Source organism: Methylotuvimicrobium alcaliphilum 20Z, assembly GCF_000968535.2.
In the GTDB taxonomy this organism is placed as follows: domain Bacteria; phylum Pseudomonadota; class Gammaproteobacteria; order Methylococcales; family Methylomonadaceae; genus Methylotuvimicrobium; species Methylotuvimicrobium alcaliphilum.
The window spans coordinates 990,088-1,014,621 of the sequence record NC_016112.1 but is presented as its reverse complement, the minus strand read 5'-3'; the positions used below and the strand labels follow the sequence as shown (position 1 = coordinate 1,014,621).

Sequence of the window (24,534 nt, the reverse complement as noted above, 5' to 3'; positions counted from 1 at the left end):
TCACTGCCTGCCTACATCGGCATATTCATGACGTCTTTATAGGCATCGACCAGTTTATTTCTAACCTGAACCATGGCCTGAAAAGACACGCTGGCTTTTTGCATCGCCACCATCACTTCGGCCAAGTTGGCATCCGATTCTCCGGTTTCGAATGCCGTCGACATCGCACTCGCTGTCGCTTGCTGCGTATTCACCGAGTCGATCGATTGTTTCAACAACGAAGCGAAGTTAACCTGATCGCTACTTTCCAGCGCTTGCGGCTTTACATCCGCCCCGGCCTCGATAGACATCCGGCGCATTTGCGCCAGCACTTGATTGACATTCATTTCACTCATGATTATTCTCAATTATTCCGACACGACTTTCTAAGTCAAAAGCAAAATTCGAGCCATCAAGCCGAACAAGGAATAGCAACGCCGGATTCTTTCATTCTGGCAATTTTATAGCGTAGCGTCCTAGGACTAATGCCTAATTTTTCGGCCGTGGTTTTACGGCTGCCGTTTTCGGTCAGTAACGTCTGCAAGATCATTTTTTCCTCTGCCGAGCGCACTTGATCGCCTAAAGAAGACATGTCTTCGGAGTTATCGACCCAAGCATTTTCAATGACGGCTCCAGCCATCACATGCGGGTCTACATTCTCCTCGAAAATTAAATCTTCTACTGCGATTCGCTTACCGCTTTTTAAAATCAACGCTCGCTGCATCACATTTTCCAGCTCTCTCACATTACCCGGCCATGAATAAGCCTGCATTTTATCTAATGCTTCACGATCGAAAACGGCCTCGCACGCCGCGTCGAAACCATGACGCCGTAACAACTCGATAGCCAACGGCACAATATCGCCGGGGCGCTCTCGCAATGCCGGCATCCTCAGTGGAAATACACTCAATCGATAATATAAGTCTTCCCTAAATAAACCCTGCTCGACAGATTGCTTCAATTTGCGATTGGTTGCCGCCAAAATTCTGACGTTCAATTCAATCTTTCTATGACTGCCGATGCGCTCCACTTCTTTTTCCTGTAAGACGCGCAGTAGTTTAGCTTGTAAACCCAAGTCCATCTCGGCGATTTCATCCAGCAGCAATGTTCCATCCTGAGCCAACTCGAACTTCCCCGGCATCGATTGCACCGCGCCGGTAAAAGCACCTTTTTCGTAGCCGAACAACATCGCTTCCAACATATTGTCCGGAATTGCGGCACAATTGACTGCGACAAAAGGTCCGCCACGATACGGCGATTGCTCGTGTATCGCGCGTGCTACAACCTCCTTACCGGTACCACTTTCTCCCTGCAACAGCACCGTGACATGGGTTTGCGCAACGCGCTCGATCAAACGATAAAGTTTTTGCATCCCCGGATCCGGCCCTATCGTAAAATCCGCAGCCGGCGCATCGACAACGGCAAATGCGGCAACTTTATCGATTAAAGCCGAAGCCTCGAAAGGCTTAACCAAATAATCGACTGCTCCTTCCTGCATCGCCCTAACCGCTTTAGGCACAGTTCCATAAGCCGTCATCAACAATACCGGAAGCCCCGGATGCAGAGCGTGTATGTTGCGCAACAGCTCGAAGCCGTCCATCACCGGCATTTGCACGTCGCTAACAACCAACTTTACTCGATTACGCCCGAGCTTTGCCAATGCTTCCGTTCCATTATGCGCCGCCAATACCCGGTATCCTTCAAGTTCTAGCGTATCCGAAAGCGCCTCGCATAGATCGGGATCATCTTCGACAATCAAGACGTCATATTGCTTCATCATATAACTCCTCGAACTTAGCTTGCCTTCCCGAAAACCCGCCGGGTAATGCCGGTTTCGTATCCCAGGCAATCGGCAATTCCAATTCAAACACAGTCCCCATGCCCGGCATTGAGTCGCAACTCACCTTGCCGTGATGCGCTCTAACGACGCTGTCGACAACGGCAAGCCCTAAACCTGTGCCGCTGCTTTTTGTGGTATAAAAAGGTTCAAAGACCCTCTGGAACAAAGCTTTTTCAATGCCTGGCCCGGTATCGCGAACGGTAAAGATAATTTTTTGCCGCGAAGACCGTACCACCGCCAACGCAACAACACCTTTTCCAGCACAGGCCTCAAAGGCATTGTTCAATAAATTCATAATCGCACCGCGTAATGCCGGCTCATTACCTATCAACATCTCGGAACCCACCTCGTTTTTGAGGTTAAATTCAACAGAGTTGCAGGCAGCTAAGCGGTCCGCCATTGCTTCTTCAACATTGCCGAGCAAGTCATGCAGTGCGAAAGTCGCCATCGACAAACGCCCTTCCTTCGCGAAAATCAGCATATCGTTCACCTGTCTTTCTAAATAATGCAGGCGTTCGAGAATCTTGCTTGAAAATTGTTGCCGTTTGCTCTCGCCTATACCGGGCCTTGACATTTGCGAAGCATACAAAATAGCGGTCGATAACGGTGTTCTGACTTGATGAGCCAGGCTTGCGATCATTTCCCCCATCGCCGATAAATTATTTTGCCTATCGACCATGTCCTGTAAGGCCCGCATTTCGCTTACGTCGGACAACAGGACGAGCTGCCCCGCGCCCTCAGTTAATGCGTTATAACTCAAGCCGACACGCTTACCGCTCGGCAATTGTCGCTCATGGGGGTTCTCGGAAACCGCTTTAAGACTGCGATCGGCTACTTCAGACCAAGACCTTTGCAATAATGGCTCACCTAAATATTCGAGCGCCGTGGGATTATAATCGGCGACTTTGCCGGAAGGATCGACAATCAAAATACCGGCCGGTAAAGCGGCGAGTATTTGCCGTAAACGAGCCGCGATTTTTTCGTTTTCCAATAGCGTTTTAAGCCTTTCGCTACGTGCTGCGGCCAACTCGTCGTTCAGCTTCGCGACTTGCCGCTCCAAATTTTGATAGGAAATCGTCAAATCTTGAGACAACTCGTTGAAAAGTCGAAAGGCATCGGCGAGTTGTTCGGTTTTGTTGTGGGATTGTGAAATCGTTGATGAAGACATAAGCTGATCGCTCCGGATGGTTCAATCAGATTAAAGCAAAATACGGACCACTTTATTTCAACTGTACACTCAACGACTTACCGTCAAACTCTTATTCCCTTCGTCAAAAAACTGTCGACATTATCGTTGCAAATCGTATTTACGAAGCTTTTCAACTAGCGTCGTTCTCTGCATCTTCAAGCGCTTGGCGGCATGCGCAACCACGCCGTTACATTCTTCCAGAGCCTGACGGATTAAGTCACTCTCCATGTCGCTTAAATACTCCTTCAAATCGATACCTTGCTTCGGTAATTGAAAGATTCCCGATGTTCCTCCCGCCGAGTCGTTAGTCTTGCGAACAGCTTCCGGCTCGAATGCCTCTTCCGTAACGATTTTTATGTTCTCCGGCACGACATAATGCTGAAACTTTTCCGGCAAGTCCTCTGCGTCAACCAAACCGTTCGGCTTGATAATCGCGAGTCTTTCGATCAAATTAGCCAGCTCCCTTACATTACCCGGCCATTGATGTTGCATTAATAGCGCAATCGCCGCATCGGTCAACCGCACGGAACCGCGATTTTCGGACGCCATTCTCGCTATCAAATCCTTTGCCAATAAAGGTATATCCTCGGCTCTATCTCTCAATGCCGGCATTTCGATCGGAAAAACGTTCAACCGGTAAAACAAATCCTCCCGAAATCGATTTTCTTTGATTTCGTCTTCTAATTTGCGATGCGTCGCGGCGATAATGCGAACGTTACAATGCATTGTTTTATTACTACCGACCCGTTCGAATGTCCGTTCTTGCAGCACTCGCAATAGTTTGACCTGCATCGCCATCGGCATATCCCCGATCTCGTCGAGAAACAACGTACCGCCTTCGGCCAATTCAAAACGGCCTTGCCGGGTCGACAACGCGCCTGTAAAAGCGCCTTTTTCATGCCCGAATAGCTCGCTCTCCAACAATTCGCCCGGAATCGCACCGCAATTAATCGGCACGAACGGCTGATTGCTGCGTAACGACCAGTCATGTACAGTCTTAGCAACGACTTCTTTACCGGTACCCGATTCGCCCAGAATTATTACTGTCGCATCGGACTCGGCGACTTGATCAATGAGTTTACACACATTGACAATCGCCTTGCTGTTGCCTTTAAGACGTTGCTCCGACGATAAACGCCGCTCGTAAACTCGTCTATCAAGGGCATGGCGGGGTATTTGTCCGTTATGGATCGTAGCTAATATTTCATCCAATAATTTCTTCAATGCAGCATGAGTCGTCGGCCATACCAATTGTTGAAACAGCATATCTTCGACTGCCGTAGGCAGCGCTCCGGCAACATTCTTATCTTTCAACAAAATAACCGGAGCCCGTTCGGTCTTCTCCAAGACGGATTTTATAACCGAAGCTTGCTTATCGATCGAATCGCCAATAAACACGGCAATTAATTCTTCGCCGCAACGTTCGATACCGTCGGTAATAGTGGATGGGAGAGTCATTTCCACCCGATGCTCCATAAATTCTAGTACCGCTTTGAATTGAAGCGCTCTGGTTTGATTATCATCGATCAATATAATACACGGCCAAGCCATAATTCGTTCTTACCTAAAATATCCGTCTGTCTTTGCGAGAATATCCCGCGCTCTAAAATTTTGACTAGAAAATACGTCTACTGAAATTTTTTTGCATGATGTCAAAAAATCGGCATGCGATAAGAGATTAGCCTATTTTGATAAAAAAATCCTTAGCAACTCATGACAAGCTATTCCCATCGCAGATCAAAATTCGGCGCCGGGGTGTCCGTCAAAGGACGCCGTAAACCCAGCACCTAAAAATTCCATAGGCCTTTGGCAATGATTCAAAATCATGGCTTATTTAGGTGCTGGGTAAATACGCCCATGTAGGCTCTATGCCAGCCCCATGCTGGCAAAGCCCTTGTAATCACGATGGATGGCGTGTCAATGGCCAACAAATTGAGCCACGAATGACGTGTATTAGGGGCATCAACAGTAGGCGTTAGGCGTTGCAGGGCAGGAAAATCGACCTAACAATCCCAGCACTTCCTTAATCACTGCCGAAATTTGGACTGCAGAAGGAATGATGGATCTGGAAACAGACAGACGAAACCAAAATGTGCCAAAATGGGCCTTAAACTAGACTGTCCAACACAGGTATCAATATGAATGATTGTTTTATGATTGAAATTACAGCTAACGAAGCGCGTAGGCTCGTTAGACGGGGGATAGTGTGCTCTATTAGGATCAATAACGACTCAAATCGCATTCGGGTATTCATCGTCATCGGAAGCGAAGCCGGACATGTATTAAACACATCCTATCCAACAATCGAGTCGGCTCAAAGAGCGATCGACGAACTCAATTGGACCGGACCTGTTGTCATTAACTGACGATCGATATAACCTGAGGAAAACATAAAAATTGAAGCGCCTATAATTGGCTTCTCGAAATGATAGCATTATGATTTAATCGGAAATCACAAGCCTTTGATTTAATTGGTCGGGGCGAAAGGATTTGAACCTTCGACCCCTTGCACCCCATGCAAGTGCGCTACCAAGCTGCGCTACGCCCCGACGTTTTGGAAAAGAATGGAATAATACTGGATATTCGTTAAAAAGTGAATACAAACTTAACTATTCAGGCCTATCTATTGAATAATTAAAGCTTGCTAATTATTTAAGGATTTCCAGTATATCCTCTAATTCGCCGATCATTTGATGAATCAACTGCTTGGTCCTAGTTGAGTCCTCTTTGGCATCGTCGCTTGATAAGTGCGCCCTTGCGCCGCCTATCGTATAGCCTTGCTCATAAAGGAGCGATCGAATCTGACGAATCATCAATACATCGTGCCGTTGATAGTAACGACGGTTACCCCGCCGTTTTACAGGGGCTAGTTCTGAAAACTCCTGCTCCCAATACCTTAGTACGTGCGGCTTGACCGCACATAACTCGCTGACTTCACCTATCGTAAAATAGCGTTTCGCCGGTATCGGCGGCAGTTCATTATTATTACTCGGTTCCAGCATAAGCTTCTACTCGGGCTTTTAGTTTTTGACCGGACCTGAATGTTACCACACGACGGGCGGTAATCGGTATCTCTTCACCTGTTTTCGGATTTCTACCCGGCCGACTGTTTTTGTCCCGAAGTTCGAATTTGCCGAATCCCGATAATTTGACCTGTTCTCCGTTTTCCAAAGATCCTTTGATTTCTTCGAAAAACAAATCCACCATGTCTTTCGCTTCGCGCTTGTTTAATCCAAGCTCGTCAAACAGCCTCTCGGCAAAATCAGCTTTCGTTAATGCCATAAATTTAATCCCTCAGTTTTGCATTGGTCTTATCGGCTAAAGCCGCTAACAGTTTGCTAAATATAGCATCAATTTGCGAATCGGTAAGAGTTTGTGAAAAATCTTGAAAAACCAGGCCTAAGGCAATGCTTTTGCAGCCCGCTTCGACACCGGGTCCACGATAAACGTCGAAAATCATAATGTCTTGTATCATCGGTTCGTTGCAGCTTTTGATCACATTGACGATTTGACCGGCCGTTACATTTTCATCGACGATCAAGGCCATATCGCGGCGTACCGAAGGGAATTTCGATAAAGGCTTGAACGCAGGAATGGCCTTGTTCAATAATAAATCTTGATCCAATTCGAACAAGAAAACTCTCGAATCGAGATCTAATTGTTTTTCCAGCGACGGGTGCAACATACCCATCCAGCCTATAATTTCCCCTGATGCAGAGAAAATTTGCGCCGACTGGCCGGGGTGTAATGCAGGATGAATTGCCGCTTCAAACCGCATTGTGATACCGGTTAAGGCAAACAGCGCCTCTAGATCGGCCTTAACATCGAAAAAGTCGATTGCGCGGCCTTTATCTCCCCATTGCTCGGCATAAACATCGCCGATTGCGAGACCTGCCAGCATTTTTTGCTGATGAATCGCGCCATCCCGACGCACGAAACGCAAGCCGGTTTCGAATAATCTGACCCGAGTATGCTGCCGATTGATATTATGCAAGGCAGCACGTAGCAAGCCGCACCATAATGTGGTTCTCATTACGGCCAATTCCGATGAAATCGGGTTTTGCAATGGAATAAACTCATCATCCGGCGCGATGATTTTTTGTATCGCCTCATCGACGAAACTATAGGTAATCGCTTCTTGGTAGCCTCTATCGACTAAAAAATCTTTAGCCCTGTCGAGTTCGAGCATCGCTTCCGGCGCCTTGCTCAACTCCGAGCGCATAAATAATTCGCTTTGCGGAAGATTATTGTAGCCGACAATACGGGCCACTTCCTCGATTAAATCAGCCTCTATGGCGATATCAAAGCGGAAGCCGGGCGGGGTAACTTGCCAACCCTCTTCCGCTGTTTCGACCGACATGCCTAGGCGCTCGAAAATATCGGAAATCACTTCATCTTCAAGCTCGACGCAAAGAATGTCCAAAATCTGTTGTTTGCGTAATAAAACCGGCAAACGTTTTGGCAAGGCCGCCTCGCTTTTGACTTCCATAACCGGACCGACGCTGCCGCCTACAATCGAAAGAATCAGTTGCGTCGCCCTTTCCAGAGCTCGAGATTGTAAATACGGGTCGACACCACGTTCGAAACGATGCGAGGAATCGGTATGCAAACCGTATCGCCGAGCTTTACCCATGATGGTATCCGGCGAGAAATACGCGCATTCCAAAAAGATATTGCTTGTTTTATCGCCGACAGCGCTTTCGCTACCGCCCATTACGCCAGCCAAGGCCAACGCACGGCTATCATCGGCGATAACCAGCGTTTCGTTATCGAGCACGATTTCTTGATCGTTCAACAAATTCAGTTTTTCACCGGCCTCGGCTAAACGCACCCGAATTCCGCCGGTCAATTTATCGGCATCGAAGGCATGTAAAGGCTGCCCCATCTCCAACAATATATAGTTGGTGACATCGACCAAAGGCCCGAGACTACGCAGCCCTGATCTTCGCAGACGCTCCTGCATCCATAACGGAGTTTCAGCGTCCGGATTGACATTTTTAATCAATCGACCGCTATAACGAGGGCAATATTCGGCTGCCGACACCGCGACTGCTAACGTATCCTGATGAACCGCAGATACCGGCATCACATGTTCCGGTTTAAAATTCAAGCGATTCAACACCGCCACTTCTCGGGCAATACCTTCGACGCTAAGGCAGTCGGCCCGGTTAGGCGTCAAATCTACCTCAATCACATTATCGTTTAGCGACAAATAATCTCTAATATCGTTACCCACAGGCGCGTCGGCCGGCAATTCCATCAAGCCTTCGGCATCTTTTGCCAAACCCAGCTCTTTTTCGGAACACAGCATACCGAACGATTCTACACCGCGCAGTTTCGACTTTTTGATTTTGAAATCGCCGGGCAATACCGCACCGATTAATGCGGCCGGAATTTTCAAACCGACGCGAACATTTGCAGCCCCACAAACGATTTGCAGCGGTTCGGGCTCACCAACCTCGACCCTGCAGACTCGCAGTCGATCTGCATCCGGATGCGGTTCCATCGTCAAAACTTCGCCAACCACGACACCGCTAAATTCGGCCGCCGCAGGCGTCACCGAATCGACCTCGAGACCGGCCATTGTCAATTGCCCGACCAGTTCCGCCGTCGAAATCGGCGGATTGACCAGTTCCCTTAACCAAGCTTCACTTAATTGCATGATCCGACCTTAACCTACCTAAATTGCTGCAAAAATTTCAGATCGTTTTCGAAAAACAATCTTAAATCGTTGATTCCATAGCGCAGCATCGCCAGGCGCTCGACTCCCATGCCGAATGCGAAGCCCGAATACAGCTCGCCGTCAATACCCACCGATTTGAATACTTCGGGATGTATCATGCCGCAACCCATCACTTCGAGCCATCCGGTATGTCCGCAAACGCGGCAGCCTTTTCCTCCACACATCACGCACTCGATATCAACTTCCGCAGACGGTTCGGTAAACGGAAAATAAGAAGGACGAAAGCGGACTTGAATGTCTTTTTCGAAGAAGGCGCGCAAAAACTCATAAACGACGCCTTTTAAATCGGCAAAGCTCACGCCGCTATCGACCAAAAAGCCTTCGACTTGATGAAACATCGGCGTATGCGTCAAATCCGAATCGCAACGATACACGCGGCCCGGCGCGATTACTTTCAACGGCGGCTGTTCGGATTCCATCACGCGAATCTGCACCGGCGACGTATGCGTGCGCAGCACCGTATGGGCATCGAAATAAAAGGTATCGTGCATTGCACGAGCCGGATGATGATCGGGAATATTCAAGGCACCGAAGTTATGATAATCGTCTTCGATTTCGGGACCTTCGACGACATCGAAGCCGACGCCGGCGAATATTTTGGCGATGCGGCGCAAGGTTCGGCTAACCGGGTGCAAGCCTGCAACCTGTTGCCCTCTTCCCGGCAATGTCACATCGATAGACTCGCTCGCTAACCGTTGTTGCAGCGCTGCTGCTTCTAACGCTTGCTTCTTCGCTTCAAGCGCTTCTTGAAACTGGTTTTTTGCTTGATTGATGACCTGCCCGGCTTCTCGTCGCTGCTGCGGATCGAGCCTGCCCAATTCTTTCATCTGCAGCGTAAATAGGCCTTTTTTGCCTAGATAATGAACGCGCACCTGATCCAACTGATTGAGGTCTTGAGAATTCGCAAGTTCTTGTAAAGCTTGCGCCAGGAGATCTTCGAGAGTAGCCGACACTGCTCAACTCGCTATTAGAAATGAATGGGAAATATCGAAAAAGTGCGGCCGCTTCATTACTAAAGCGGCCGTACTAAGAAACGCGCACTATAAAGAAAAACGCTTGGGGATCGGTTGCCATTGAGTAAGGCGCGCGATGCGCACCCTGCATCATAGCCATTTCGAAAAATCGCGAAAAGCTAGAATGAACCAACCCGACCGGTTTTTCTGTTTTTTAGGGCTTACTGCAGTTAGCTTGCGCAATTTTAGCCAATTCCGCAAAAGCGTCCATGTCACGCACGGCCAAATCGGCTAACACTTTACGATCGACCGCAACATTGGCTTTGTTCAAACCATTGATGAAACGGCTATAGGAGATTCCGCACAGGCGCGCAGCGGCGTTGATACGAACAATCCATAATGCGCGAAATTGACGTTTTTTCTGTTTGCGGTCACGGTAAGCATATTGGCCCGCCTTGATCACTGCTTGCTTAGCAACTCGATAAACCCGGCTACGCGCGCCGTAGTATCCTTTCGCTTGCTTTAAAATCTTTTTATGTCTTGCTCTGGCTGTTACGCCACGTTTAACTCTTGCCACTTTTCTTCTCCTGTCGTTTTAACTGTAAGGCATCATACGTGTCGCCATGCGCACGTCGGACGGGTGAAGATGAGTTGCTTTACGTAACTGTCTTTTTCTTTTAGTGGACTTTTTTGTCAAAATATGACGGCGATGCGATTGTCCGCACTTAAATCCGCCTGCGGTTTTTTTGAAACGCTTTGCCGCACCGCGATTAGTTTTAATTTTTGGCATTTGTTTGCTCCGATTAAAATAGTAAGTTTCCTTGAGATTTAAACCCGACAAGGCAAAATGCAAGGCCCTGAAGAATTTGTGTCGCATTACCCTAGGCAATGCTTTCTGCTGCCTTCCTAACAACAAGGACGCCTCACAATCGACGCCCTTTTTATTTTTTCTTTTTCGGCCCCATGACCATAACCATCTGACGACCTTCCATTTTAGGGAACTGTTCAACTAAGGCCAGCTCTTCCAAATCCTTTTCGATACGCTTCAATAAATCCATGCCTAACTCTTTATGAGCCATTTCACGACCGCGAAAACGGAGTGTAATTTTGGTTTTATTGCCTTCTTCGAGGAACTTAGTCAGGTTTTTCAATTTAACCTGATAGTCTCCTTCTTCGGTGCCCGGACGAAACTTGACTTCCTTAACCTGTATCTGTTTTTGCTTTTTCTTGGCGGCCTGCTGTTTCTTGTTTTGCTCGAACTGAAACTTGCCGTAATCCATGACCTTGCAAACCGGCGGATCCGCATTCGGTGAAATCTCCACCAGATCCAGGTCGTTATCATAAGCCAGCTGCTTTGCTTCATCGATCGATATAATGCCGAGCGCTTCGCCATCTGCGCCAACGACTCTCACCCTTCTCGAGGTGATCGTGTCATTTATGCGCACTTCGTCTTTTTTCGCTGAGATACCCTAATCCTCCAAACAATGATTATTTTTTGTCTTCAATCTCGCTACCTAGCCGTTCGGTCAATTGATCGATTGAAAGACTGCCTAAATCTTCACCCTTTTGCGTCCTAACCGTAACTAACTGATTGTCCATTTCTTTATCACCGATAATCAGAAGATACGGCACCCGTTGCATAGAGTGTTCGCGAATTTTAAAGCCTATCTTCTCATTTCTCAAGTCAATTATCGTTCTGAAGCCCTGTTTTTCCAGCTTACGTACGACTTGTTCGGCATATTCGGCTTGTCTGTCGGCAATATTCAGCACGGCAATCTGTACCGGAGAGAGCCAGAGCGGGAAGGTACCGGCATGCTGTTCGATCAGGATACCGATGAAACGTTCGAGCGAACCGAGTATTGCTCTATGCAACATGACAGGCACTTGTTTAGAACCGTCTTCAGCGATATAACTCGCACCGAGTCGACCAGGCATTGAAAAATCGACCTGTATCGTACCGCATTGCCAGACCCTGCCGATACAATCCTTTAACGAGAACTCGATCTTAGGCCCGTAGAAAGCGCCTTCACCCGGCTGCAACTGCCAATCCAAATCTTTATTGTTCAATGCGACTTCCAGCGCTTCCTCGGCCTTATCCCAGACCGAATCGTCACCTACCCTATTTTCCGGCCGAGTCGATAATTTAATAATGACTTCGCGGAAGCCGAAATCTTTGTAAACTTCAAACAATAAGTCGATAAATATCGAGACTTCCTGTTGAATTTGATCCTCGGTACAGAAAATATGCGCATCATCCTGCACAAAGTTTCTAACCCGCATCAAGCCATGCAAGGTTCCTGAAGGCTCGTTACGATGACAGGAACCGAATTCGGCCATGCGAATCGGTAAATCGCGGTAACTTTTTAGTCCGTGATTGTAAATTTGCACATGGCAAGGACAGTTCATCGGCTTGATCGCATAATCGCGATTTTCCGAATGTGTCGTGAAAATCATATCACCGAACTTATCCCAATGCCCGGATTTCTCCCATAACGATCGATCGACGACTTGCGGCGTTTTGACTTCGTGGTAGCCGTTCAGACGCAGTTTATTGCGGATGTATTGTTCGACTTGCTGATAAAGCGTCCAGCCCTTGCTATGCCAGAAAACCATACCCGGCGCTTCTTCTTGAGCATGAAACAAATCGAGAGATTTGGCTAACTTACGGTGATCGCGCTTCTCGGCTTCTTCCAGGCGATGCAGATAGGCCTTCAGCTCTTTGCCATCGGCCCAGGCAGTACCGTAAATACGCTGCAGCATTTCGTTGTTGGAATCGCCGCGCCAATAAGCGCCTGCAATCTTCATTAATTTGAAGGCCTTTAGTTTACCTGTGCTCGGCACATGAGGTCCGCGGCATAAATCGGTAAATTCGCCTTGGGCATATAAAGACAAATCTTCATTGGCCGGAATCGACTCGATGATCTCGGCCTTATAAGCTTCGCCTTGATCCTTAAAAAATTTGACGGCATCGTCGCGTGACAAAAGAAAGCGTTTGACCGCGATATCTTCGGCAACGATTTGCTGCATCATTTTTTCGATCGCTGCAAGATCGTCCGGCGTAAAGGGCCTTTTATAGGAAAAGTCGTAATAAAATCCGTTTTCGACGACCGGACCGATCGTTACCTGCGCATCGGGAAACAAGCGCTTAACCGCTTGCGCCAGCAAATGCGCAGCCGAATGACGAATTACGTCAACGCCTTCTTCATCTTTAGCGGTTACAATCTGTAAATGGGCATCTTGTTCGATGACTGTTTCCGCATCGACCAATTTATCGTCGACACGACCAGCCAATGTAGCTTTTGCCAATCCGGAACCGATAGAACGAGCCACATCCATAACCGTGACGGCATGATCAAATTGACGCTGTGATCCATCGGGAAGTGTGATTACCGGCATGTTAATTTAAGCTTTTGAAGGTTCACTAACAAAAAAGCACCGATATACGGTGCTTTGAAATTTGGTAGGCGCGATTGGATTCGAACCAACGACCCCCACCATGTCAAGGTGGTGCTCTAACCAACTGAGCTACGCGCCTAAGGTCTTTGTGTTCAGGCCGGCTATTATATCGAAGCATTTATTTTTTGCAACGATTTAAAATGTTTTTTTTCGAATGTCCTTTAATTTGACTTTGTTAAGCGAAAAGACAAGACCAACGAAAGGACCATTGACACCAAGCACATGCAACGTTAGCTTGACGGTTATTATACCGTCGTAGATCAAGAAGCCCTTAGCATCGAAACTCGACTAGCCCAATAGCACCAGGGAATTAGAAATGACGACGACATCGATACGCGCAAAATGCGCACTAACCTTGATCTTGATCGCGATCGCCAGCATAGGCCCGATTCCGATTACCTCGACACTAGGCGCATTCGTCGCGTTGTTCCGCCCTCGCTGGTTCAAGACCCTGGTCGATAATATATATGGTAGCAACTCGCAATATCCAAAATTGCGCAATGCAATGAATGTTCATACACCCCCTCCTAAGCCAAAACACCGCGAAACGACAAACACCAACGCTTCGTCATTCAAAACCCGCCTGTTATTATTTTTGGCGATGCTCGTGCTAATAGCGATCGACATCGGCCCGATACCGACAGCCAGTTTAATCGCATTATTCGCCGTCATCTTCCGTCCTCGCTGGTTTCTGGAATTATTCGAACAGATCTATCGAGGCAAAACCTAATCGGCTCCTCATCGACTACTTCAAACTTAGGCAACGAGCACAGAATCACTCTCCGGACAAACGGCTTTCAAGTAACGCAAAGAGTGACACGGCATAATCGCCGGCAACACACCAGTCGCTTTGCGGGCAATACACCTCGGCAAACAACCAAAACTCGCGCCAGCGCTGTTGTGTAAACGTGCCGTAACCGGTATAAAATTCGACCGGCAGGCCAGCATGTTTCGAAGTCAGCGATTTGACGATCATCTGACCGCCGAGCGTCGCGCCTTCGAGCACATACAACGCAGCAATCAATTCGGCGTCTTGTATTAAATCCGGCATCGTCTCGACGGGCGGAACCGGCTTTCGATCAAGCCGCGACAAATCGTTCGCAAGCAACGGCAATTTGACTCGCTCACGGTAATCGAACGGCAGCGCCGATCGCTCCAGATAAGCCAGTATTTGCGGTTCAACCGCAGCATAAAATGCGTACATCGCCTGTAAAACATCCCCATAAACGGATTCGGTCAGTCCGTTATCCAGCAAGCTTCTCAGCATACTGTTTCGATCGAGCCGGCGGTGCGAATCCCGGGTTCGCTCTTTTAAAAAACTGTGTAACGATTCGGCAAAATTCTCGCTCATAACCAATGCAACATGATCTTTCTGAATTTTGTCGCGAGCAATTTATCCTGATCAGTCCATGGCAGGCTATAGCCCGACCTCACTTCGACCCACTTTTCGAACGATCGACGCGGCGACAAAACAATCGCATCGGCTTTTTCCAAAATCGGCTTGTTCGGATTTCCCGCCCAAGGGATTTCCTGCTTTTCTTCTCTACGAAACCAAAAAAAACGAAAATGGCCTCGCCGGCCCAAATCGATTTTTATCGCCAACATCCCGCTTACTATCGCTAACAACATCGGGTTATCGGGAAAGAGATCATGAAGCTTTTCATACGCGACGACTTCGTTGGTTTGTCGCCCGAACCAAGCATCGATATCGGCCATATCGTCCATCTCGGGCGCGGCCCCGATACTGATCACGTCTTGATCGAATATCGCCGCGAAACCGTCCGCTTGAAAAAACGCCATAATTGACTGTTGATTGTTATCGATATTATCCAACGGATCGCCCGATGCGAAAATTTTATTGAGTAACAGATTAACCTGACGCTCCAAACCGTCGATAATTTTCAAACGATTACCGTTGAAATAATTGGCCAACCCCAAATTGCAGGATGCCACCAGCTCGATACATAAATGGCGTTGATAACGAGACAATTTGAGCGGTGCATGATGATGACCGGCAATCAACCCCCACAATTGACCGTTGAGTTTAATCGGTAACGACAATGAAGCCGCGACCCCCATGTTCTCGAGATATTGAATGTGCATCGGCGATACACTGCGCAAATCGGTTCGACTGAGATCGACCGGCCGGTCGTCTAGGCCTACGATCGTTACCGGTTTTGCTTTGACATCGGGAATCGAACGTATCGGATTGAGCAAATATAGATTTCTTGCAATCGCCGGGATATCGCTGGCCGGGTATCGCAAGCCCAGATAACTGCCCAAACCGGAAGCAACCAGCTCGGCGATGACTTCTCCGGACCAGTCCGAATGAAACCGGTAAACCATAATTCTGCTCAAACCGGTGACGACATTCAAAGCATCCAGAATCATCTGGTGATAGGCAGCCAGTTCATTGGAGTCTCGTATCGGTTTAATCAATTGTTGTCGATAATACTGAATATCATAATGAACGTCGGGAAGTTCATTACGTTCGATTTCGACCAATACGCCGTTTTCAGTACGAATCATCGTAATGTCGAGCCAATCCCGGGTCTTGACGGCACGCTCCCAAAACAATGGTTTTCCGCACTTGTCGCTCAATCGGCTTAGCCCTTCCCGCAACCAATCATAATTATCGATGGATTGCCCTATCATCCGGCCGAATTCGATACCTGCGATCGACAGCAAATTTTCACTGGCATGCGTGATCAAATTCTCGTCGGTATCGAGCCTCAATAAAGCACCGAAAGGTTGTATCGCTCCGGAATGATGCAACGCTTCTTGTTCACATTGCAGAGCCAATTCATCGATATTCATTTCACTCATCGGCTAAATTGCTAGGTTATTGTGTTCTTCATTAATTTGGCTATTCGCTATTGTGCCAATACAGCATAAAATTGGTTTGCCGATAACGGCCGGTAATAATAGTATCCTTGAACAACGTCGCAATCGAGGCTGCGCAAAACACGTAATTGCGCTTCAGTTTCGACGCCCTCGGCAACGACTTTCAAATGTAACGCGTGCGCCATATTGATAATGGCATCCGTAATCGAGCGATCTTCGGACTGCTCGTCGATCCCGTCAACGAAACTCCGGTCGACTTTCAATTCGTCGATCGGCAGCTTTTTAAGATATAACAGAGATGAATAACCGGTGCCGAAATCGTCGACGCTAATTTTAAAGCCTTGAGCTGATAAATCCGCCAACAAACGCTCGGTTTCTTCAATACGCTCCATCAGCATACTTTCGGTAATCTCCAACGTAATCGCTTGCGCCGGGACGTCGAATTCACTCAAACGTGAGATCAGTATATCGCCGAAACGTTTATCCCTTAACTGATGCACCGACAGATTAATCGCAATCGGCGGAACCTCGACCCCTTTTTGCTTCCAAAAATGAATATCGGCAGCCACCATTGTCATGACCTGTTCACCGAGCTTATTGATCAAACCGCAGCTTTCCGCGACCGGAATAAACTGCGCCGGCGATACGTTGCCCAAATTCGGATCGTGCCACCGTAATAACGCTTCGGCACCGACGATCAAACCGCTCGGCAAATCAATTTTCGGTTGATAATGCAAAAAAAGCCGTTGGTGATCCATCGCGAGCCGCAAGCCGGTTTCGATCGTCAAACGCTGCAAAGCTTTCAGCTTCATTTCGTCGGCGAAATATTGAAATTGATTTCTGCCTTGATCCTTCGCGCGATACATCGCGGTATCGGCATTTTTCAACAACGTCGTACTGTCCTCCCCGTCCTGCGGGTAAATACTGATACCCATACTGCATGAAACGAAACAGTCTCGATCGTAAATACGGAACGATGCGGAAAGCGAATCGACGACTCGTATCGCGATTCGATTGATATCGGCGCCGTCGATATTGTACAAAATCGCGACGAATTCATCTCCACCCAAACGGGCAAGCGTATCGGCGTCGCGCATGCACGCCAATAACCGGTCAGTCGCTTGTTTCAATAAAACATCGCCAGCTTCATGCCCCAACGCGTCGTTGATATTCTTGAAGTTGTCCAAATCGATGAATAGAACCGCGAGCGATTCTTTCTTGCGCTTAGCCTGAAATAAATTATGCCTCAGCCGATCCATCAATAGCGTCCGATTCGGCAAACCGGTCAGTTCATCATGCGTCGCCAAATGCTCGATGCGATTCTGCGAAGCCTTCATCGCGGAAATATCGCTGAAGATGCCGACATAATTGACCAACTCGCCGCTGACGTCATGTACCGCGCTGATCGTCAACCACTCGGGGTAAACCGTACCGTCGGCTCGCCGGTTGTTGATTTCGCCCTGCCAACCGCCGTTTCCCTTGATGCTATTCCACATTGCTTGATAAAACGCGTCGTCATGCAAACCCGATTGTAGGATCGAAGGTTTGCGTCCAATCACGTCGCCGGGCTGATAGCCGGTAATCGTCGTAAACGCATCGTTGACCTTGATGATGCGACCGGACGCGTCGGTAATCATGATTGCCTCGCCAGCCCGGTCGAACACTTTGACGGCCAGGCGTAATTGCTCTTCGGCTTTTTGTTTTTGCGTCACGTCAATCGCTTGCATGCAAATCGAACGGGCAACGCCGCTTTGATCGAATATCGAAAAATGCGTCGACTCCAAAAACACGGACCGGGAGCCGATTTTAAATTCCTGTTTCGCCTGAACCAACGATTGATGTTCCATCGCCTCCAAATCGCGGCGGCGCAACGGATCAGCAATATCCTGCGAAAATAGCTGCCGATCGGTTTTACCCAAGATCGACTCGCCACTGACGCCGAACAGTTCACAGAAGCGATAATTGACGAATTCGTATCGTCCCGCCGTATCTTTCAAAGACACCAAGTAAGGCGAGTGATTCATAATCGACAGCAGTTTGTCTTGCGTTTCCTTGATCAAACGATTCGCGGCAACCAGTTCGGTATTGTCGATAATGAACAACACGATGCTTTGCGTAACGCCTGTAGTATTTATCGTCGGCGTGATATAAACCTGATACGAGCGATCGTTTAGATAGACCGTGTAATTTTCTTTGCGCTGTTTGTCGGCGGCATTCAGCAGGCGCTTTTCGATATCGACCAAGTAAGGAGGAAAGTCGATACGCGACACATGACGGTTGTTACCGGACATCGAAATATCGAGTTGCCGCATCGCGCTCAGATTGGAGCGTTTGAGAATCAGGTGGCAATCGAAGACGAGGATCGGAAAATCCATCGTATTATAAAGACTTTCAAATTCGCTGTTTAGCGCGGCTAATTCGGCCGATTTGACCAAGCTTTCTTCATTGACGCTGATCAATTCTTCATTGGTCGCTTGCAACTCTTCATTCGCAGCCTCCAACTCTTCGTTCGTCGCCTGCAGCTCTTCGTTGGATGCTTGCACTTCCTCATTAAGTGCTTGCATTTCCTCGTTTGAAGAGGCCATCTCTTCGAGCAAGGTTTGCAAGTGTTCGCGTACGGATTGCAGCTCATCGTCGTCACCGGCTTCGTTGGCCGATGCCAACAAATTCACCGAGTCGGATTTATTGCCGCTCGATTTTCCGGTTTCCTCGAATGCAAGCAAATAAATTTCGTCCCGATAATCCTCGAGCGGATGCACGGCCAGACGCCAGGTTTGGAAGTCGAGCGATGCAATACGCCGCTTACGGCTATACACGCTCGCCTGATGCCGGCGAGCGCGATGCAAGGTCGTCAACAGTTCGTTACGAAATTCGGGTACGATGATTTGCGCCAGGTTCATATCGGGTCTGCCGCTTGGAAAATCGATGAATTTATTGATCGAGCCTTGCAAATAAACGATATTGAACGCCGAATCGATCAACATCGCATACGGCGCATAAAACTTTCGCACCGCTTCGAAAAATTGGCGCTCATGGGTATGATCTTGTTTTTTCGGCGGCAGCGTCAACGGCAGTCGGCCGCGCCGACTCATTTTAATATCCAGCGCACTGCCTCCTCCGCGACTCTGAAAGATACGCGCGCGACGATCCAGCACGGCAAACAACGTATCCTTTTGACTGACACTTTCGGATTTGCCGAGAAACAGCAGACCGTCGGTTTTCAAGGCAAAATGCAAGACATTCAAAACTTTGGCCTGCAAATCGGCATTGAAATAAATCAATACATTGCGACACGAGATCAAATCGACTTTTAAAAACGGCGGATCGCTGACAATATCTTGTCTCGCGAACACGATACAGTCGCGCAATTCCTTGATCGGTTCAAAGCCGTTACCGGAGGGGCGAAAATAGCGGTTGAGATATTCTTGGGGTACTTCAGCCATCGCCGCGCTATTGAAGAATCCGCGTCGAGCAAACGATAGCGCATCGTTGTCGATATCGGTCGCGAAAACCTGAAGCCTCGCCCTACTATCTTGCGAACGGATATGTTCGCTGAATAAAATCGCGAGCGAATAAGCCTCTTCTCCGGTCGCGCAACCGACAACCCACACACGGATTTCCTCGTTGGGCTTTTTGCGCGCGATCAATTCTTTGATATAGCGTTCCAAGGTTTTTTGCGACTCTTTGTCGCGAAAAAATTCGGTCACCGAAATCAACGTTTCTTTCGCCAGACTATCCAGCTCGTTCGGATTCTGCTCGATATAACCCAAATAAGCGCTCAGGTTTTCAGTTTCGGTCGCTAAAAAACGTCGTTGTAATCGCCGCAGAACCGTCGACAATTTGTAACTCGAAAAATCGATCTTGGTTTTTTGCCGCACCTCGTCGAAAAGACGCGCCAATTCCGAAGTCTGTTCATCCGTATCGTCATCCGGTAAATCGACGTTCGGAAATTTAATCAAGCGTTCCAAATCCCGGCCCATCTGATCGGGCATCATGATACGGTCGACCACGCCAGATTCGATCGCCGAGCGAGGCATGCCGTCGTACTTGGCCGACTCCGGCAGTTGTGCGAAGGTGATGCCGCCGGCCGCCTTGACTGCTCTCAAACCGCTCGTTCCGTCTGACCCGGTTCCGGATAAAATAATGCCGACCGCGCGTTCGTCGTAATATTCGGCCATCGATTGAAACAATAAATTAACCGAAGGCTTCGGCGAAATTTCCGGCAACGGCGGCTGCAATCGAAATACGCCTTCTCGAATCGACAGATTGAAACCGGGAGGGACGACATAGATATTTTCGGGCTCAGGTAAACCGCCGTCTACCACTGTTTGAACGGGCAGTGTGGACTCTCTCGATAATATATCGACCATCATGCTGCGATGATTCGGCGACATGTGTTGCGCAATGATATACACGCACCCAAGCCCCTCGGGTATATTACCGACAAACGCCGACAACGCCTCGAGACCACCTGCGGAAGCACCAATACCAACGATATGGGATTGAGCGGAACTAATCTCTGATTCTGGACAGCAAAGTACGGATGAGCCTGACATGTTCGAAATGTGCAATACGATCGTCAACCCAGCGAGTCATATCGGACTTCCGTTGAAACAGAAATCAGATCATCGTTTAAATTGACTATCGGTCGGTAAATGATTATCGAAAAGCCGAAATGTTAACTCATAGCGCAATAATAACGAAAACCTTTTATCCGAAATTCGACAATTATACCTTTAGCACTTGAAATTTCGTCAGTGCCAGAGGAGGCGTCTGGGTGTCCGATAAAGGCTTTCCAGCATGGAGCTGGCTAGAGCCTACATGGACGTATTCACGGCGTCCTTTGACGGACACCCTGGTACAGGACAAACGCATTAAACCACTATAGAAAATCAAATAGTTAAAATATTCCTTTTTTCCTAATTAACTATAAGATTTAGTTTGAAACCTAAATAAGGCTTTGTGTCGCTATCGCGACGCTTATGTGTAGTCGGTTCACGGAGCGACAGCCGCGACAAGCACTCGCTTGTTAATCTCGGATAACAAATTGTCGACCTGCGTCGTCACTCCACCATTCCAGTTTTGCAGGATGCATATCTCAAATCTCTCAACCTCATAAAATCGCAATGGCCTCCGTCGTCGGCTCCGGAATTCCGGGACAATCCGGATCTGGAACATGCTCGATAAAAATACGCATATCGTTCATTGAAACATTTCCGAAGATTGTGGCTATCGAAACATCGGCCGCGTCGCGTCCCGTGCCGATACGCACGATACCGTTCTGCGGCGCCAGACGGGTAGCGTCGAACAAATACCATCGATTATCCAAATAGGCTTCGAAACAGGCATGAAAATCGGGTGTCGCTAATCCATAAGCATAACTGGAGACAAACCGCGCCGGAATATTCAAGGCCCTGCAAAACGCGATGCCCAAATGCGCAAAATCCCGGCATACCCCGATTCGCTCAGTAGCGGTATCGAATGCGGAAGTATGTGAGCTACTGGTTCCGTATTGATAATAAACCTTGTCAAAAATCCAATTACAGATAGCCGTAACTCTGGAATAGCCCATCAACTCCCCACCGAACTCCGAAAGCGCTAGGTTAACTAATCGGTCCGATTGACAAAAGCGACTGGGATAAAGGTAAGGCCAGGTCGCTTTCGGCAATTCCGCCGGCTGAATTTCCATAATCTGATTCGGATCCCCGTAAAAATGCGACATTTCAACTTCTGCTCTATACGAAACACGCAAATTCGTTCCGGGCGATACATTGACTCTGAAATATCGATTTTCTAAAACAGGCGCCGCAAACTCATCAATATGAACATCTGGATCAAGCTGCAGATGTTCACTAATAATCTTTTGGCAATCGATCTGCGCGATACGAAAGTTAAAGATAAACGTACTAAAGGAGTCAACCTGATAATCGAGATCGCAACCTAATTTAAACCTCATTGCCTACCCTCCCAAAAACACAACAAATAAACCATCACCCACTAAACCCAATGCCTTTAAGCACCTTCACAGAATAATTAATGCTGGCATTCAGGATCGAATGCGCCTCAAAAGCCTGCCAGTCCATGGCGGAATAACGAGCTTCCCTTAACTTAACCTGATTAGCAAGATGCTTCAGCTTGCCGAAGCCAACTGTCCGAGCAGTTGCCAGTCGTAGCCACTTCTGCGGGACGGGTTATTTAACCCGTCCCCAACGTTTCGGTTTGCCCTAAACATTTCGGCTGACTTCGGCCAAAGTCAAAACGTTTAGGACGGGGTTGCAAACCCCGTCCTGCTAGGGATATGCCGGTTTTTGGGCTTTAGCTGAAGAAACTTGCTAATCAGGTAACTTAATGGCAGTACCCACTAAACCTACCAACACTCTTTCCTCTTTCCTCTTGCCTCTTGCCTCTTGCCTCTTGCCTCTTGCCTCTTGCCTCTTGCCCCTTGCCCCTTTCACCTTTCACCTTTCACCTTTCACCTTTAGAATCATTCAATCACATAAATCTCCTGCAATAATTTTATCTCATCCCTGAGCCGCGCCGCTTCTTCAAACTCCAGATTCCGAGCATGCTTATACATTTGCTCTTCCATCTGCTTGAGCTTCTTGCTTTTTTGTTTCGGCGTCATTGCTTTATAGTCCGCATCGGGCTCGGTCACAGCCAAGGCCTTCGCCGCCGGTTGAAAGCCGGCGCCCGGAATCGCGATTTCCAAAATATCCTTGACCGACTTGAAGACGGTTGCCGGCGTAATATTGTTCATTTCGTTGAAACGGCTCTGTTTTTCGCGGCGCCTCACGGTCTCATCGATCGCCTGCTGCATCGAGCGCGTGATCTTATCGCCGTACAAAATCGCCTTGCCATGCACATTGCGCGCCGCGCGGCCTATCGTTTGCACCAACGACACGGTCGAACGCAAGAACCCTTCCTTGTCGGCATCCAAAATCGCGATCAACGAAACCTCGGGAATGTCCAACCCTTCGCGCAGTAAATTGATACCGACCAGCACATCGAATTTGCCGAGCCGCAAATCGCGAATAATTTCGACGCGCTCAACCGTATCGATATCCGAATGCAGATAACGCACTCGCACGTCATGGTCGGCCAGATATTCGGTCAAGTCTTCGGACATGCGCTTGGTCAACGTTGTGACCAAGACGCGCTCGTTGACCTTGACACGCTTGTTGATCTCCGACAACAAATCATCGACCTGAGTCGTTGCGGGTCGAACTTCGATTTCCGGATCGAGCAAACCGGTCGGCCTGACAACCTGCTCGACAAAGACCCCGGAATGTGCTTTTTCATAAGGCCCGGGCGTTGCCGAAACATAGATTCGCTGCCTGGATTTTGCTTCGAACTCTTCAAAGGTCAACGGACGGTTATCAAGCGCCGAAGGCAATCTGAACCCGTATTCGACCAAGGTTTCTTTACGCGAGCGATCTCCTTTATACATCGCGCCTATCTGCGGAATCGTCACATGACTTTCATCGACAATAACCAAAGCATTATCCGGCAAGTAATCGAACATCGTCGGGGGCGGCTCTCCCGGGCCGCGACCGGACAGATAACGTGAATAATTTTCGATGCCGGAACAATAGCCAACCTCCAAAATCATTTCGAGATCGAACAATGTTCGCTGCTCCAAGCGTTGCGCTTCAACCAATTTATTCAGCGAATACAAATGCTCGAGACGCGCTTTCAATTCGATTTTAATCGCGTCAACTGCAGTCAACAGTTGATCCCTTGGCGTGACGTAATGATTCTTCGGATAGACCGTGAAACGCGCGATGCGCTGCTTAATTTCGCCGGTCAACGGATCGAACAGCGACAGTCGCTCGATTTCATCGTCGAACAACTCGATGCGAAGCGCCTCCTGTTCGGATTCGGCCGGAAATATATCTATGACTTCGCCGCGCACGCGATAGGTCGCGCGGCGCAATTCGGTTTCATTACGCGTATATTGCATTTCAGCCAAACGACGGACGATCGCGCGCTGATCGATCAAATCGCCGCGCACCAAATGCAAGACCATTTGAAAATACGACTCCGGCTCACCCAAGCCGTAAATCGCCGACACGGTTGCGACGACGATCGTATCCTCGCGTTCGATCAGCGCCTTGGTCGCCGATAAACGCATTTGTTCGATATGTTCATTCAGCGAAGCATCTTTATCGATGAAGGTATCCGAGGCCGGTACATAGGCTTCCGGCTGGTAATAGTCGTAATACGACACGAAATACTCGACGCTATTTTCCGGAAAAAACTCCTTCATCTCGCCGTACAATTGCGCGGCCAATGTCTTATTCGGCGCCAAAATCATCGCCGGACGCTGCACTTGGTCAATAACATTAGCAATCGTAAAAGTCTTGCCCGAGCCGGTCACGCCGAGCAAGGTTTGATGCACTTCGCCGTCGTTCAATCCTTCGACCAATTGGTTAATTGCCACCGGCTGATCGCCCGCCGGTTGAAAACGGCCTTGAATATTAAATGCCTTTTTCACACACTCACTCTCTAATGGAATTTCAACAGCCATTAT

At 48.4% G+C, this 24,534-nt stretch carries 19 protein-coding genes and 2 tRNA genes; 2 read left to right on the top strand and 19 right to left on the bottom strand.

Going from position 1 to position 24,534, the window contains the following annotated elements:
- Positions 1-11: 11 nt before the first annotated feature.
- The 4 genes from fliE to MEALZ_RS04370 form a co-directional block, all read right to left on the bottom strand.
- Positions 12-335 carry a flagellar hook-basal body complex protein FliE gene (gene fliE, locus MEALZ_RS04385; protein ID WP_014147401.1) on the bottom strand — a complete coding sequence of 108 codons (324 nt, stop codon included), beginning with the start codon at positions 333-335 and terminating at the stop codon, positions 12-14.
- 56 nt (positions 336-391) lie between these two features.
- Entirely contained in the window at positions 392-1,756 is a 1,365-nt protein-coding gene (locus tag MEALZ_RS04380) for a sigma-54-dependent transcriptional regulator (RefSeq protein WP_014147400.1), read from the bottom strand.
- Positions 1,743-2,987: a sensor histidine kinase gene (locus tag MEALZ_RS04375; protein WP_014147399.1), complete on the bottom strand. Its 1,245-nt coding sequence runs from the start codon at positions 2,985-2,987 to the stop codon at positions 1,743-1,745. The genes MEALZ_RS04380 and MEALZ_RS04375 overlap by 14 nt, the downstream gene beginning before the upstream one ends.
- A gap of 120 nt (positions 2,988-3,107) precedes the next feature.
- Positions 3,108-4,559, bottom strand: coding sequence for a sigma-54 dependent transcriptional regulator (locus MEALZ_RS04370; protein WP_014147398.1), 1,452 nt, complete (start codon positions 4,557-4,559; stop codon positions 3,108-3,110).
- Between the two features lie 602 nt (positions 4,560-5,161).
- Between MEALZ_RS04370 and MEALZ_RS22575 the strand changes: the two genes are divergently transcribed.
- Positions 5,162-5,374 (top strand): hypothetical protein, encoded by a 213-nt coding sequence (locus MEALZ_RS22575; RefSeq protein ID WP_162472917.1) that lies wholly within the window; start codon positions 5,162-5,164, stop codon positions 5,372-5,374.
- Positions 5,375-5,480: 106 nt separating this feature from the next.
- Here MEALZ_RS22575 and MEALZ_RS04365 read toward each other — a convergent pair.
- From MEALZ_RS04365 to MEALZ_RS04320, 10 genes are all read right to left on the bottom strand, one after another.
- Positions 5,481-5,557 (bottom strand) — tRNA-Pro (locus tag MEALZ_RS04365).
- 99 nt (positions 5,558-5,656) lie between these two features.
- On the bottom strand, positions 5,657-6,010 hold the full coding sequence (locus MEALZ_RS04360; RefSeq protein WP_014147397.1) for a MerR family transcriptional regulator: 354 nt from the start codon (positions 6,008-6,010) through the stop codon (positions 5,657-5,659).
- Positions 5,994-6,290 carry an integration host factor subunit alpha gene (ihfA, locus tag MEALZ_RS04355; RefSeq protein WP_014147396.1) on the bottom strand — a complete coding sequence of 99 codons (297 nt, stop codon included), beginning with the start codon at positions 6,288-6,290 and terminating at the stop codon, positions 5,994-5,996. The genes MEALZ_RS04360 and ihfA overlap by 17 nt, the downstream gene beginning before the upstream one ends.
- A gap of 4 nt (positions 6,291-6,294) precedes the next feature.
- Positions 6,295-8,670 carry a phenylalanine--tRNA ligase subunit beta gene (gene pheT, locus MEALZ_RS04350; protein ID WP_014147395.1) on the bottom strand — a complete coding sequence of 792 codons (2,376 nt, stop codon included), beginning with the start codon at positions 8,668-8,670 and terminating at the stop codon, positions 6,295-6,297.
- Positions 8,671-8,684: 14 nt separating this feature from the next.
- On the bottom strand, positions 8,685-9,704 hold the full coding sequence (gene pheS, locus MEALZ_RS04345) for a phenylalanine--tRNA ligase subunit alpha (RefSeq protein ID WP_014147394.1): 1,020 nt from the start codon (positions 9,702-9,704) through the stop codon (positions 8,685-8,687).
- 214 nt (positions 9,705-9,918) lie between these two features.
- Complete coding sequence (rplT, locus tag MEALZ_RS04340) at positions 9,919-10,281, bottom strand: 50S ribosomal protein L20 (protein WP_014147393.1); 363 nt, start codon at positions 10,279-10,281, stop codon at positions 9,919-9,921.
- Positions 10,282-10,299: 18 nt separating this feature from the next.
- Entirely contained in the window at positions 10,300-10,494 is a 195-nt protein-coding gene (gene rpmI / locus MEALZ_RS04335) for a 50S ribosomal protein L35 (protein WP_014147392.1), read from the bottom strand.
- A 151-nt stretch (positions 10,495-10,645) separates the two neighbouring features.
- The gene (gene infC / locus MEALZ_RS04330) at positions 10,646-11,149 is read right to left on the bottom strand and encodes a translation initiation factor IF-3 (protein WP_014147391.1); all 504 of its coding nucleotides are present in this window, start codon (positions 11,147-11,149) and stop codon (positions 10,646-10,648) included.
- 43 nt (positions 11,150-11,192) lie between these two features.
- Positions 11,193-13,100 (bottom strand): threonine--tRNA ligase, encoded by a 1,908-nt coding sequence (gene thrS, locus MEALZ_RS04325; protein WP_014147390.1) that lies wholly within the window; start codon positions 13,098-13,100, stop codon positions 11,193-11,195.
- Positions 13,101-13,162: 62 nt separating this feature from the next.
- Positions 13,163-13,239: transfer RNA gene (locus tag MEALZ_RS04320), tRNA-Val, on the bottom strand.
- A gap of 237 nt (positions 13,240-13,476) precedes the next feature.
- Here MEALZ_RS04320 and MEALZ_RS21510 point away from each other — a divergent pair.
- A complete protein-coding gene (locus tag MEALZ_RS21510; RefSeq protein ID WP_014147389.1) occupies positions 13,477-13,890 on the top strand; it encodes a hypothetical protein in 414 nt (137 codons plus the stop codon).
- A gap of 45 nt (positions 13,891-13,935) precedes the next feature.
- Here the strand turns inward: MEALZ_RS21510 and MEALZ_RS04310 are convergent, their stop codons facing one another.
- From MEALZ_RS04310 to uvrB, 5 genes are all read right to left on the bottom strand, one after another.
- Positions 13,936-14,511 (bottom strand): biliverdin-producing heme oxygenase, encoded by a 576-nt coding sequence (locus MEALZ_RS04310; RefSeq protein WP_014147388.1) that lies wholly within the window; start codon positions 14,509-14,511, stop codon positions 13,936-13,938.
- Positions 14,508-15,986: a GAF domain-containing protein gene (locus tag MEALZ_RS04305; protein ID WP_014147387.1), complete on the bottom strand. Its 1,479-nt coding sequence runs from the start codon at positions 15,984-15,986 to the stop codon at positions 14,508-14,510. Before MEALZ_RS04305 ends, MEALZ_RS04310 begins: the two co-directional genes overlap by 4 nt.
- Positions 15,987-16,033: 47 nt before the next feature.
- Positions 16,034-20,560, bottom strand: a complete 4,527-nt coding sequence (locus MEALZ_RS04300) for an EAL domain-containing protein (protein WP_014147386.1) — start codon at positions 20,558-20,560, stop codon at positions 16,034-16,036.
- A gap of 557 nt (positions 20,561-21,117) precedes the next feature.
- Entirely contained in the window at positions 21,118-21,960 is an 843-nt protein-coding gene (locus MEALZ_RS04295) for a transglutaminase-like domain-containing protein (RefSeq protein ID WP_014147385.1), read from the bottom strand.
- 528 nt (positions 21,961-22,488) lie between these two features.
- Positions 22,489-24,498: an excinuclease ABC subunit UvrB gene (gene uvrB, locus MEALZ_RS04290; RefSeq protein WP_046060979.1), complete on the bottom strand. Its 2,010-nt coding sequence runs from the start codon at positions 24,496-24,498 to the stop codon at positions 22,489-22,491.
- Positions 24,499-24,534 lie beyond the last annotated feature (36 nt).